At 68.8% G+C, this 12970-nt stretch carries 13 protein-coding genes; 9 read left to right on the forward strand and 4 right to left on the reverse strand.

The window, feature by feature from the left end:
* Window positions 1–11: 11 nt before the first annotated feature.
* From BUQ68_RS12275 to BUQ68_RS12290, 4 genes are all read right to left on the reverse strand, one after another.
* Window positions 12–1664: a hypothetical protein gene (locus BUQ68_RS12275; RefSeq protein WP_075216260.1), complete on the reverse strand. Its 1653-nt coding sequence runs from the start codon at window positions 1662–1664 to the stop codon at window positions 12–14.
* A gap of 163 nt (window positions 1665–1827) precedes the next feature.
* A complete protein-coding gene (locus BUQ68_RS12280; protein ID WP_075216261.1) occupies window positions 1828–2406 on the reverse strand; it encodes a TadE/TadG family type IV pilus assembly protein in 579 nt (192 codons plus the stop codon).
* Window positions 2407–2410: 4 nt separating this feature from the next.
* Window positions 2411–2941 (reverse strand): TadE/TadG family type IV pilus assembly protein, encoded by a 531-nt coding sequence (locus BUQ68_RS12285; protein WP_175577804.1) that lies wholly within the window; start codon window positions 2939–2941, stop codon window positions 2411–2413.
* A gap of 142 nt (window positions 2942–3083) precedes the next feature.
* Window positions 3084–3539, reverse strand: coding sequence for a pilus assembly protein N-terminal domain-containing protein (locus BUQ68_RS12290; protein ID WP_075216263.1), 456 nt, complete (start codon window positions 3537–3539; stop codon window positions 3084–3086).
* Window positions 3540–4015: 476 nt separating this feature from the next.
* Between BUQ68_RS12290 and BUQ68_RS12295 the strand changes: the two genes are divergently transcribed.
* The 9 genes from BUQ68_RS12295 to BUQ68_RS12335 all read left to right on the forward strand — a co-directional run bounded on the left by BUQ68_RS12295 (window position 4016) and on the right by BUQ68_RS12335 (window position 12913).
* Complete coding sequence (locus BUQ68_RS12295) at window positions 4016–4189, forward strand: Flp family type IVb pilin (RefSeq protein ID WP_075216264.1); 174 nt, start codon at window positions 4016–4018, stop codon at window positions 4187–4189.
* Between the two features lie 191 nt (window positions 4190–4380).
* A complete protein-coding gene (locus BUQ68_RS12300; protein WP_075216265.1) occupies window positions 4381–4899 on the forward strand; it encodes an A24 family peptidase in 519 nt (172 codons plus the stop codon).
* Between the two features lie 195 nt (window positions 4900–5094).
* Window positions 5095–5889 (forward strand): Flp pilus assembly protein CpaB, encoded by a 795-nt coding sequence (cpaB, locus tag BUQ68_RS12305; RefSeq protein ID WP_075216266.1) that lies wholly within the window; start codon window positions 5095–5097, stop codon window positions 5887–5889.
* 32 nt (window positions 5890–5921) lie between these two features.
* On the forward strand, window positions 5922–7349 hold the full coding sequence (locus BUQ68_RS12310) for a type II and III secretion system protein family protein (RefSeq protein ID WP_075216267.1): 1428 nt from the start codon (window positions 5922–5924) through the stop codon (window positions 7347–7349).
* Window positions 7350–7377: 28 nt separating this feature from the next.
* Window positions 7378–8097, forward strand: coding sequence for a CpaD family pilus assembly protein (locus BUQ68_RS12315; protein ID WP_075216268.1), 720 nt, complete (start codon window positions 7378–7380; stop codon window positions 8095–8097).
* Window positions 8097–9377, forward strand: coding sequence for a CpaE/TadZ family protein (locus tag BUQ68_RS12320; protein ID WP_075216269.1), 1281 nt, complete (start codon window positions 8097–8099; stop codon window positions 9375–9377). The genes BUQ68_RS12315 and BUQ68_RS12320 overlap by 1 nt, the downstream gene beginning before the upstream one ends.
* A 24-nt stretch (window positions 9378–9401) precedes the next feature.
* Entirely contained in the window at window positions 9402–10889 is a 1488-nt protein-coding gene (locus BUQ68_RS12325) for a TadA family conjugal transfer-associated ATPase (protein ID WP_075216270.1), read from the forward strand.
* A gap of 33 nt (window positions 10890–10922) precedes the next feature.
* Window positions 10923–11930, forward strand: coding sequence for a type II secretion system F family protein (locus BUQ68_RS12330; protein WP_075216373.1), 1008 nt, complete (start codon window positions 10923–10925; stop codon window positions 11928–11930).
* 8 nt (window positions 11931–11938) lie between these two features.
* Window positions 11939–12913 (forward strand): type II secretion system F family protein, encoded by a 975-nt coding sequence (locus BUQ68_RS12335; protein WP_075216271.1) that lies wholly within the window; start codon window positions 11939–11941, stop codon window positions 12911–12913.
* Window positions 12914–12970: the final 57 nt, after the last annotated feature.

The raw sequence follows: 12970 nt of genomic DNA on the forward strand, positions 1-12970 counted from the left end.
CGCACGACCGCCTACCGGCTGGCCGCGGCGGCCTTCATGCCCGTCTGCAGGCGCTCCGCCGCGCCGCGCAGGATGATGCGCACCTGGGTGCCCTCGTCGCTCGCCGTCACGTCGCCGAGCTGGCCGCCGACCCGGCGCACGGCCGCCCGGAGGGCCGCGACGGCCAGGTGCCAGTCGGCCAGGATCGGGTCGTCCTCGCCGGCCTCCAAGGCGGCGCGCTGGCCCTTCACGGTCAGGCTGGCGGTCTCGAAGTTGATGCCCTTCATGTCGAGGGTCATCATGGCGGGGGCGGTGCCGAGCCGCGCGTAGGCGACCAGGAGGGCGAGCCGCACCACCGCCTTCAGGTCGTCCGGCGCGCCGGAAACGAGCGGCGACTCCTTGCCGATGTTGTAGGCGGCCACCAGCCCGGCGGTCTGGCCGGCGGCGAACCACTCCTCGGCGAAGGCGAGGACTTCCAGGTTCTGGCTGCCTCCTTCCGGCGCGCCGCCCATCAGGGCGAGGCAGGCCTCCAGCGAGAGCTTCACCTCCAAGACCCGGCGCTCCGACTGGCGATAGAGCCGCTTCTGCTCGCGCACGTCGGATTCGGCCGCAAGGCGCGACCGCTGGATGGGCGTGGCGTCGGCGAACATCGCAACATAGGTGGGCGTGCGGGTCTGCTTGCCCACCATCAGGCCGCCGCACGCCGCGTAGCGGGCGCCTTCCGACGTGATGATCTCCACGAGCCGGCAGTCGGCGCCGAAGCGGTCCACGTGCTCGCGCAGCACCGAGCGCACGTTGCTCTCCATGTCGCGCACCACCAGCGGCGCGGCGTTCTGGCTGCGGACGAGGTCGCGGTCGAAGAGGGCGGTGGCGGGCGCGTTGGCGAACGTGGGCGTGCCGTCGGCGACCATCTGGACGATGGCGAAGGGCGACTGTTCCAGAAGGCTTTCGGCGACGAGCACCTTCTTGCGCCACACCTCGGCCAGGAAGCCGCGGAAGCGCTCCAGCTCCGAGCCGAGCCGCCCCACCTCGGTGGCGCCGCTCGGCAGCCGGTCGCCGGTGTCGGCGAGCGCCGGGTCCTTCATCACCAGGGCCAGCACCTTGAGGATCTTGCGCAGCGGCGCGGCGATGCGCGTCTCCACCACCAGGAAGGCCGCGAGCCCGGCCGCGAGCCCGGCGACGACCGCGATCAGCACCGCGCGCTCCACCGCCAGGGCCTCCATGGCGCCGATCGAGGCGGTGTCCATGCGCGTCAGGATGTGAAAGGGCGTCGCCGTCGTCTCCGGGGCGAGGTAGAACTCCACCCGCGCCGGATCGCCGGTGGCGTAGACCGTCTCCGGCGTCCGCCGGATCGTCTCGAAGGCGGTGGTGGCCGGCTCGCCGAAGGTCTGCAGCAGGTGGCCGGAGGTGTCGATCACCGCGCCGCCCTTGACCACGTCCAGCACCGCCAGGCGGGTGGCGACGCGGTTGATCTCCTCCGCCTTGGTCTGGTAGCGCGGGTCGAGAGCCGCCCGGAAGGTGAGTTCGGTCGCGGCGAACAGCCGGTCGATGTGCACGGCCCGGTCGCGCTCGGCGATCACCACGCCGACCCCGACGCCGGCCAGGACCGTGAACAGGAAGGCGAGAAAGCCCGCCATGGCGGAGGCCGTCACCAGCACCCGCCGTCTGTTCGCGCTGTCGCTCACCGGGCCTACTCCATTGCCGGTTGTTGAAGGCGAGGTCCCCGCGGCCCTCCCCTCGGCGCCATCCCCCCGGTGGCGTCGGACAGGACCGGCCTGCCGATCTCACGTCCGGCCTATGGTTAGTGGATGTTCACTGCGTTTGCGTTAATGAAGCGAAGCGGCCCGATCAGCACCAGGTCACCGGCGTGCCGAGGCGCGGGCGGATCATGTAGACGTGCGTCAGCGTATAGGTTTCGGTTCCGGTATACTGCTGCATGATGGAAGAGAACGGCGAGGTGTAGCTGAATTCCGAGTAGGCGACGATCACCTGGCTGTTCGCTTCGGCGATTCCGGCGGGGATCGTGTGCGGAATGGTGGTGGATCCCTTGGTCGGCACGTTTGCCGGGTCGTTGCGCGAGGTGGAGCAGCCGATCGTCTGGGCGCCGCCGGCCGACACGTTGACGGTGTAGACCATCAGCTTCAGATCGCTGACCGCATAGGGCGTCATGATCGCCGACGAGGCGTTCAGAACATTGGTCACGTCGCTCGCCGTCATGGCGGAATACTGGGAGAACAGGTCGCCGATGGTGGCGGCCACCCGGTTGACCTTGCGGTCGATGGAGAGCGCCTCGCTGATCTCCACGCAGCCGGCGTAGATCAGCAGCATGAGCGGCAGGATGAGGGCGAACTCCACCGCGGACACGCCCCGCCGGTCTCGCTCCAGGGCGGCGGCGCGGGCTCGGATCCTGGCGAGAAGAGCCGTCATCGGGTCACCACGGGAAGGGTTCGTTGCGGAAGGCGACGGACGCGCCGAGGAGGTGGTTGCCGTTGGCCAGGAGCGAACTCGTCTGTCCGAAGATGTTGAAGATGGCCGGCCACTCGTAGTAGCCGGTCACCACCACCACGTCGCCGCGCGCGCCGGGGTTGAAGGCGAACACGTCCTTCATGGTGCCGTCCGGATCGACCGGCGTCGTGGTCGTGATGGTGTTGAAGTCGTCGTAGCGGACCACCTCCACGAACAGCTTGTCGGCGCAGTCCCCGAAGGTGCCGAGCCCGTTGCAGACGAGCGTCTTGAAGGCGGTGGCGGTCATCCCCGCCTGCTGCACCTGCCCGGTGCGGATCTGGCGGGAGGCCTGGGTGACGGCCGTGTCCAGCACCTGTCCGGCGAAGAACAGCAGCGCGGTTTCCAGGATGGCGAACAGGAGAGCGAAGAAGGGGATTGAGACGAGCGCGAACTCCACCGCCACCGAGCCGTCGGCCGCGCGCTGGAAGCGGCGGGCGGCGGAGCGAAGCGGCCTCATCTGGCCGGATCCCGGAAGCTGCAGTCTTGGCATGGATTGACCCGTCGGCACTCGTGGAGCCGGCCGCGACGACCGGTCCGCCAAGGATCACTGGATCACGGGGACAGTTGAGAAAAAGTGTATGTAATCGCTCGCGAGCGATTCAATTGCCACCGGCTGTGCCGTTGTGGACCGCGTTCTGCGACTGGATGGTGCTGTAGAACTCCGTGTCGTCGCCCGGGATCAGGGTCGGCTGGCAACGCTCCATGCAACTCATGCTGTAGCGGCTCGCGCCCTTCTGTACCGTGACCACGTTGATGGTCGGCGCCTGCACCATGATCTGGGTGTCGGCGATCGGCTCGCCGGCGTCGTCGAGCACGATCACGTTGGTCACCCCGTAGGCGCGCCCGGTGATCACCAGCGTCTGGCTGTCCTGCATGGTGGCGTCGGCGATCGACGGGTTGCCGATGATGACGGTCGCGGCCGGCGCCGCAATCCGCAGCACCTTCGCCTGGTCGAGCGTCACCACCACCGGATCCGCCGCCTCGGCAGCATAAAGCGGCATGGGCGACAGGGCGGCGAGCGAGACGGAAACGAAGGCGGCAAGACGGGCGGTCATCGCGGTTCCCAAGGTCGGTCCGGGGTGGGTCCGGGACGGGATTCGGACGGCGGACGAGCGCAAGGTTTCAGGATTTGGGTGAACACTTCGCTAACGACATCGCAGAAACCCGGGCCGCACCCGTCGGGAGCGGCGCGGCGACCGACACGCCGCCCGCCGGAGCGCCGCGTGCCGAAAGCGCTCGGTCCGACAAATACGACCGCGGAAATCCGGCAAATTCAAAGTTATCGGATGATGAAGCCGCGCCGTGAACGGTAAACGGCCTTTCAACGATCCTGATTAACGGAATCAATTTTAAGCAACCCTCACGTCGTTTTAACTGAAAAGAGCGGCTTTCCGATCGGGTCGATCTTATGCGTTCGGTTTAACCTCGTGGAAACATGCATAGAATAGCTTGGAACTCGGTTCAGAACGGTCGGGCGACACGAACAAGACCCTCGAACCCGTGCTGTCAAAGTAGACCTAGGAGATTGATCATGAAGTCCCTCATCGTCCGTTTCATCAAGAACGAATCCGGCGCCACCGCCATCGAGTACGGCCTGATCGCCTCCCTGATCGCCGTCGCGATCATCGGCACGGCCGGCGCCCTCGGCACCAACATCTCCAACACCTTCCAGGATGTCTCCGATGCGCTGAATCCGGCGGAGTGATGGTCCGGCCGGCGGCGGTCCGTTCCTGTCGTCGGTCCTCATCCTCCCCCAAGGGCGGTCCGCTCCCCGGCGGACCGCCTTTCCTTTTTTCGGGACGGCGCAAAAGACCCTGTTTACCGGATCGGTTCTAGCGTTCCGTCCGCCCGTGCCCGTCGCCCCACCCGGGGCGCGCCCTTTCCGGAACTCCGCCCATGTGGTCGACCGCTCTTGCCCTTCCCATCCTGGCGCTGCCGATCCTGACGACCTATGCGGCCGTGTCCGACCTCTTCACCATGCAGATCCCCAACCGGATCTCGCTCGCCCTCGTCGCGGCCTTTGCGCTCGCGGTGCCGGCGATCGGGCTCGACTGGACCCTCGTCGGCCAGCACGCGGCGGTCGGCGCCGGCGTGCTCGCGCTCACCTTCGCGCTGTTCGCGGCCGGCTGGATCGGCGGCGGCGACGCCAAGCTGGCCGCCGCCCTGGCGCTGTGGATGGGGCCGGCGCACGGGCTCGGCTTCGGCCTCTACACGGCCCTCTACGGCGGCGCGCTCACGCTGCTCTTTCTCAGCTTCCGCGCCATGCCGCTGCCCGCCATGGCCCTGCGAGAGGAATGGATCCTGCGCCTGCACGGGCGCCAGAACGGCGTGCCCTACGGCATCGCCATCGCGGCCGGAGCGATCACGATCTTCCCCAAGACCGTCTGGTTCCAGGCGCTCGCCACCCTGCTCTGACCGAGACTCCGAAACGGGCTTCGACGTTTCCGGGCATCACGCGACGGGTTGGGGCAGCCGGACGGCGACACCCCGGCGTTGCGGAGCCGGGCGGTCGAAACTCGAATACGAAATGAGATATTAACCATAAATTCAGGGCTTCGCATCCAAATTGCCCGGACAGTCCCTCCAAGGGCCCCTGTTCGGGGAATTGCGATGCGTCCGATCCAGCTTGTCATTCTTCTCGTCGCGTTCGGCGCGGCCGGTCTGGCCGGCGTCGTCGCCATGCGCCTCGCCGCGACGCCGCCGCCGGCGCCGGTCGAGGTCGCCGTGCCGTCGACGGTCCCGGCCATGGAGACCGCCGAGATCCTGGTGGCCGCCGGCAACATCCGGATGGGCGCCCCCATCCTGCCCGACACGGTCACCTGGCGGCTCTGGCCGAAGGAGGGCCTTTCCGGCGACTACATCACCCGCACCGGCCGCCCCGACGCCATCACCGAGCTTCAGGGCACGCTCGCCCGCAGCCCCTTCCTCGCCGGCGAGCCCATCAAGGACGGCAAGCTGGTGCGCACCGACCAGGGCTTCCTGTCGGCGGTGTTGCCGAAGGGCATGCGCGCCGTGGCGGTCCGCGTCAACGCCGCCTCCACGGCCGGCGGCTTCGTGCTGCCGAACGACCGGGTCGACATCATCCTCATCCGCCAGCCCCGCGAGGAGGGCGCCGAACCGGTCAGCGAGACCATCCTCCACAACATCCGGGTGCTGGCCATCGACCAGACGGTGGAAGACCAGACCAACCAGCAGAACACGGTCGTCGCCCAGGACACCGCCACCCTGGAACTCACCCCGGACCAGGCGGAACTGATCATCCAGGCCCAGCAGATCGGCACCATCTCGCTGGTGCTCCGCTCCATCGAGGACAACGACACGACGGCCGATGCGGTCCGCACCGAGGGCGTCACCGTCATCCGGTTCGGCAACCCGTCGCGCGTCAACGCCAAGGACAAGCCGTGACCGCGCCCGCTGATCAGAGAAGGACCCGCCCGATGAAGCGCTCGCTCCTCCGCCTCGCCGCGGCCGTGCTCCTGGCCGCCGGCCTCGCCGTCCCGGCGGCGGCCCCGTCCGTCGCGGCCGACGCCGCCAACCTGGTGTTCTCCTCCGGCGCCGAATTGAGCGGCCGGGTTGTCCACCTGCCGGTGGACAAGTCCATGGTCATCGAGCTGCCGGAGGACGTGCGCGACGTGCTCGTCTCCAACCCGCAGGTGGCCGACGCGGTGGTCCGCTCCGCCCGCAAGATCTACCTGATCGGCGTCAAGGTCGGCGAGGCCAACGTCTTCCTGTTCGGCGACGGCAACCGCCAGATCGCCCAGTTCGAGCTGGTGGTCAGCCGCGACACGGTCGGCCTCCAGGCCATGCTGGCCTCCGTGCTGCCCGGCACCGACATCCGCGTGCAAACGATCGGCGACAGCCTCGTCCTCTCTGGCACGGCGAAGTCCACCGAGGAGGCCGGCAAGGCCGCCGATCTCGCCGGCAAGTTCATCGGCGACCCTGCCAAGGTGGTGAACATGCTGGCCGTCGGCGGCAGCGACCAGGTGCACCTCAAGGTGGTGGTCGCCGAGGTGCAGCGCGGCGTCATCAAGGAACTCGGCATCGACACGGAATCGCTGCTGCAGAACACCGGCATCGCCCTTTCGGTGGTCAAGCAGGTGGTCGAGACCGCCAACACCGTGAACGGCAGCGTCACCGGCAACTGGACCGGCACGGCCACCCGCGCCCTCTCCTCCGGCGTCGGCCTCGCCGACGGCATGCGCCTCTCCAACGTGGTGAAGCTCCTCAACCAGCAGGGCGTCGTGCGCACTCTCGCCGAGCCGACCCTGACGGCGGTCTCCGGGGAGAAGGCGAGCTTCCTTGCCGGCGGCGAATTCCCCATCCCGGTCAGCCAGAGCGACGGCGAGATCCAGGTGGAGTTCAAGCAGTTCGGCATCAGCCTCGCCTTCGAGCCGGTGGTGCTGGCGCCCGGCCGCATCAGCCTGAAGATCCAGACCGAGGTGAGCGAGCTCTCCAACGAGGGCGCCGTGCAGATCAGCGGCCTCACCATTCCGGCCCTCACCGTGCGGCGCGCCAACTCCACGGTGGAGCTGCCCTCCGGCGGCTCGATCGTCATGGCCGGTCTCATCCGCGACAACGTCCGCCAGACGCTCACCGGCTACCCGGGCCTGATGGACCTGCCGGTGCTCGGCTCGCTTTTCAAGAGCCGCGAGTACCAGCGCAACCAGACCGAACTCGCCGTCTTCGTCAGCCCCTACCTGGTGAACCCGACGGCGAGCGCCGCCCTGACGCGCCCGGACGAGAACTTCGCCCCGTCGGGCGACGCGCAGGCGGTCTTCCTCAACCAGCTGAACCGCGTCTACGCCTCGCCGGGCATCACCCCCAAGGGGGCCTACCAGGGCCGTGTCGGGTTCGCCTATGACTGATATCCGCACCCCAGAGGAGACTGGACGCATGACGATCTTCGGTCGGCTGTCGGGACGTGTGCGCGTGAGCGCCGCCGCGGTGGGTCTCGCCGGCCTCGTCGCCCTCGGGGGCTGCGCCAAGGCGCCGGACATCACCGGGTCGCTGCCCTCCGACGACTATCGCAAGCGCCATCCGATCACCGTGGAGGAGGCGCCGGAGACGCTCGACATCGCCGTCGGCCACGGCTCGCCGGGCTTGTCGCCCAACGACCGCGACCGGGTCATGGCGTTCGCCGCCGACGCCCGCGAGAAGGCCACCGGCTCCCTCGTCATCATGGTGCCGTCGGGCGCCGCCAACGACCGCACCGCTGCCGCCGTCGCCCGCCACGTGGTGGCGACGGTCGACCGGGCCGGCCTGCCGCGCACCCTCGTGGAGACGCGCCCCTATGCGGTGGTCGAGCCGGAGGTCGCCGCGCCGATCCGGCTCAGCTACAGCCGCATCAAGGCGGTCGGACCGCGCTGCGGCGCCTGGGCGGAGAACATCTATCGCGACGCCACCAACGACAGCGACAGCGAATTCGGCTGCACCACCCAGGCGAACCTCGCCGCCATGGTGGACGATCCGGCCGACCTGATCGCCCCGCGCGCAGGCACGCCCGCCAGCGGCGCCCGCCGCACCGTCCAGTACGGCAAATGGGTCACCGGCGAACAGCCGTCGTCCACCGCCCCGATCGAGGGCGGTTCGTTGTCCAGCGTTGGAGGGGGCTGATGGATCGAGCGACAGCAGGCGGCGTGCCCGCGCCCGGCGACCGGATCGCCGAGAACGTGGACCTGAGGCCGATCCCGCGGATCGCCATCCAGGCCTTCTGCGAGACCCCGGAGGTCGCCGCGGCCCTGGAGCAGGCGGCGGGCGACCGGCGCATGGCCCGCACCCACGTGAAGATCCACATGGGCGGCATCGCCGCCGCCACCGACTTCTACAGCTCCGCGCCGACGCCCAACCTCCTCTTCGTGGAGAGCAAGGAGCGGCGCGAGAAGGCGCTCGAGCAGGTCGACCGGCTGGCGGCCGTCTGCGACGGCGGCAGCAAGGTCATCCTCGTCGGCCACTATGACGACGTGGCGCTCTACCGCGAGCTCCTGAAGCGCGGCGTCAGCGACTACATGGTGGCGCCGTTCGACCTCTTCGACGTGATCCGCGAGATCGGCGAGCTCTACCTGTCGCCGGACGCCGGGCCGGTCGGCCGCACCGTCGCCTTCCTCGGCGCGCGCGGCGGGGCGGGCTCGTCCACCGTCGCCCACAACGTCGGCTTCGCCCTCTCGCGCGACTTCGAGTCCGACGTGGTGATCGGCGACTTCGACCTCGCCTGGGGCACCGCCGGCCTCGACTTCAACCAGGACCCGGCCCAGGGCATCGCCGACGCGGTGTTCTCGCCGGAGCGGATCGACGACGTCTACCTCGACCGCATCCTCGCCAAGTGCGCCGACAACCTCAGCCTGCTCGCCGCGCCGGCGACGCTGGAGCGCACCTACGACTTCGACGAAACGGCCTTCTCCACCCTCGTCGACGTCATGCGCGCCGGGGTGCCGGCCGTGGTGCTCGACATCCCGCACGTCTGGAGCGGCTGGGTGCGGCAGACCCTGATGACCGCCGACGAGGTGGTGATCACCGCCATGCCGGACCTGGCGTCGCTGCGCAACTCCAAGAACCTCGTCGACCAGCTGAAGCTGATGCGCCCGAACGATCTGGCGCCCAGGCTGGTGATCAACCAGGTCGGGGTGCCCAAGCGGCCGGAGATCAAGCCGGACGACTTCCGCAAGGCGCTGGAGCTCGACATCGCCGCCGTGATCCCGTTCGACCCGGCCCTCTTCGGGGCCGCCGCCAACAACGGCCAGATGATCGCCGAGGTGAGCGCCAAGAGCCCGATCGCGGACGCCTTCTCCGATCTGGCCCGGCGCGTGATGGGACGCGAGCCGGTGCGCAAGGCCCGCAAGGGAGCGTTCGCGCCGCTCCTGTCGCGTTTGTCCCTTGGCCGCCGAGCGCCCGGCTGACCGGGCAGGGAGTGAAGTGCAACGATGTTCGGCAAGCGAGGAAACTTCGGACAGAGCGACGGCGCGGCCAAGCCGCTGAAGCCGACGGCGCCGCCGCCGTCGACCTCCGCGGCGCCCCCGCCGCCGGCCGCCAGCGCGCCGCCGCCGAGGAGCGACGCCAAGCCCGCCGGGTCGGGCGGCGGCCTCGCCACGCCCATGCCGGCGGAGCGGCGCAAGTCCGACAACTACTATGACGTCAAGTCGTCCATCTTCTCCGCCCTCATCGAGACGATCGACCTCTCCCAGCTCGCCAAGCTCGACGTGGAGACGGCGCGCGAGGAGATCCGCGACATCGTCAACGACATCATCCAGCTGAAAGCGGTGGTGATGTCGATCTCCGAGCAGGAGGAACTGCTCGACGACATCTGCAACGACGTGCTCGGCTACGGGCCGCTGGAGCCGCTGCTCGCCCGCGACGACATTGCCGACATCATGGTCAACGGCGCCAACACCACCTACATCGAAGTCGCCGGCAAGGTGCAGCAGACCGGCATCCGCTTCCGCGACAACACCCAGCTGATGAACATCTGCCAGCGCATCGTCAGCCAGGTGGGCCGCCGGGTGGACGAGGCCTCGCCGATCTGCGACGCGCGCCTGCCGGACGGCTCGCGCGTCAACGTCATCGCGCCGCCGCTCGCCATCGACGGCCCGACCCTCACCATCCGCAAGTTCAAGAAGGACAAGCTGACCCTCGGCCAGCTCGTCAAGTTCGGCTCCATCTCGCCGGAGGGCGCCACCATCCTGGAGGTGATCGGCCGCGTCCGCTGCAACGTCATCGTCTCCGGCGGCACCGGCTCGGGCAAGACCACGCTCCTCAACTGCCTCACCGCCTTCATCGAATCCGACGAACGCATCATCACCTGCGAGGACGCGGCGGAGCTGCAGCTGCAGCAGCCCCACGTGGTGCGCCTGGAAACCCGCCCGCCCAACCTGGAAGGGGAGGGGCAGGTGACCATGCGCGATCTCGTCAAGAACTGCCTGCGCATGCGCCCCGAACGCATCATCGTCGGCGAGGTGCGCGGCCCGGAGGCGTTCGACCTCCTCCAGGCCATGAACACCGGCCACGACGGCTCCATGGGCACGCTCCACGCCAACTCCCCGCGCGAGGCGCTCTCGCGCGTGGAATCCATGATCACCATGGGCGGCTACACCCTGCCGTCGCGCACCATCCGCGAGATGATCTGCGCCTCCGTCGACGTGGTGGTGCAGGCCGCGCGCCTGCGCGACGGGTCGCGCCGCATCACCCACATCACCGAGGTGGTGGGCATGGAAGGCGACGTGATCGTCACCCAGGACCTCTTCCTCTACGACGTGGTCGGCGAGGACGAGCACGGCCGCCTGATCGGCCGGCACCGCTCCACCGGCATCGGCCGGCCGCGCTTCTGGGATCGGGCTCGCTACTACGGCGAGGACAAGCGCCTCGCCGCCGCCCTCGACGCCGCCGAGGCGGACGAACTGCCGGCCTTCAACTGATCCGCCGTCCCGCGAAGGTGAGTGCGACCCATGCTGTTCGGTATCGATACCACCGTCCTCGCCATGATGGGCCTGATCGGCCTGTCGGCGGCGGCGGTCGCCTACGCGCTGCTCTACGGCCGCATCGCCTCGGAAAAGCAGCGTGATGAGCGCCTCGTCCGCGTCGCCGCCGCCCCGGTGCGCACCGCCGGCGCCGGCGGGCGCAAGGCCGACCCGGTGTCGTCGCGCAAGCGCTCGGTGCAGGACACACTGAAGGACATCGAGCTCAAGCAGAAGTTCAAGGCTGCCCGCTCCACCAACCCGCCCATGCCGCTCCGTCTCCAGCAGGCGGGCCTGAAGCTCTCCATGGGCAAGTTCTGGATCTTCAGCGCCATCACCGGCGTGCTCTGCTTCTTCGGCATGCTGATCGCCGGCATGCCGCTGACGGTCGGGCTCGGGGCGGCCGTCGTCGGCGCGCTCGGCCTGCCGCGCTTCCTCGTCAACTACCTGCGTAAGCGCCGCCAGGCCGCCTTCCTCGATGAACTGCCCAACGCGGTCGACGTCATCGTGCGCGGCGTCAAGGCCGGCCTGCCGCTCAACGACTGCCTCCGGATGATCGCCTCCGAGGCCAAGGAGCCCCTCCGCAGCGAGTTCCGCGCCGTGGTGGACGCCCTTGCCATCGGCATTCCCCTCGACGAGGCCATCTCCCGCCTGTTCGAGCGCATGCCGCTGCCGGAGAGCAACTTCCTCGTCATCGTCATCTCCATCCAGGCCAAGGCCGGCGGCAACCTCTCCGAGGCGCTCGGCAACCTCGCCAGGGTGCTCCGCGAGCGCAAGAAGATGCGCGCCAAGATCCAGGCGGTCAGCATGGAGGCCAAGGCGTCGGCCGGCATCATCGGCTCGCTGCCGCTCATCGTGATGGCGCTCGTGTGGATCACCAGCCCGGACTACATCTCCATCCTGTGGACCGATCCGCGCGGCCAGGTCGTGCTCGGCGTCTCGGCGCTGGTGATGTTCACCGGCGTCATGGTGATGCGCAAAATGATCAACTTCGACATCTGAGGGCGGGCATGTCCGGTTTCATCGATACGGTCCGCGACCCCGTCTTCCTGATGTCGACGCTGATCGCCGTCGCCATCTTCATGACGGTGCTGTCGATCGCCATGCCCATGCTGCAGCCCGACCGGCTGCAGAACCGCATGAAGGCGGTCGCCGTGGAGCGCGACAAGATCCGCGCCCGCGAACGCGCCCGCCTCCAGGCGGAAAGCAGCCGGGGCAGCCTGCGCGGCAAGGAATCCAAGCGCTACATGCGCGACCTTGTCACCCGGCTCTCCCTGAAGAACGCGCTCGCCGACCAGAAGACCGAGCAGATGCTGCTCCAGGCGGGTCTTCGCGGCGAGGCGCCGCTGACCATCTTCCTGTTCGCCCGCTTCGTCCTGCCCTTCATCTTCCTCGCCGTCGCGATCTTCTACGTCTTCATCGTCCTGAAGCTCGACCGGCCGCCCATGTTCAAGGCCGCGATCTGCATCGGCGCCGGCTATCTCGGCTTCTACCTGCCGATCGTCTACGTCAAGAACATGGTCAACAAGCGCCAGCTCTCCATCAAGCGCTCCTTCCCGGACGCGCTCGACCTGCTGCTGATCTGCGTGGAATCCGGCATGTCGATCGAGGCGGCCATGCGCAAGGTGGCCGAGGAGATCGCCATCCAGTCGGTGGAGCTCGCCGAGGAGTTCAGCCTCACCATGGCCGAGCTCGCCTTCCTGCCCGACCGGCGCATGGCCTACGAGAACTTCGCCGCCCGCGTCGGCCTCGACGGCGTCAAGTCGGTCTGCCTATCGCTGATCCAGTCGGAGCGCTACGGCACGCCGCTCGGCAGCACGCTCCGCGTTATGGCACAGGAAAACCGCGACATGCGCATGAACGAGGCGGAGAAGAAGGCGGCCGCCTTGCCGCCGAAGCTCACCGTGCCGATGATCGTCTTCTTCCTGCCGGTGCTGTTCGCCGTCATCATGGCGCCGGCCATCCTCAAGGTCATGGCGCTCTGACCATCCAGGCGCCCCGCCGGGCAGGGCGGGCCACCCGGCCCGCCGCTCCGAAGGGCG

The organism is Mongoliimonas terrestris (assembly GCF_001927285.1).
Classification (GTDB): Bacteria; Pseudomonadota; Alphaproteobacteria; order Rhizobiales; family Pleomorphomonadaceae; genus Chthonobacter; species Chthonobacter terrestris.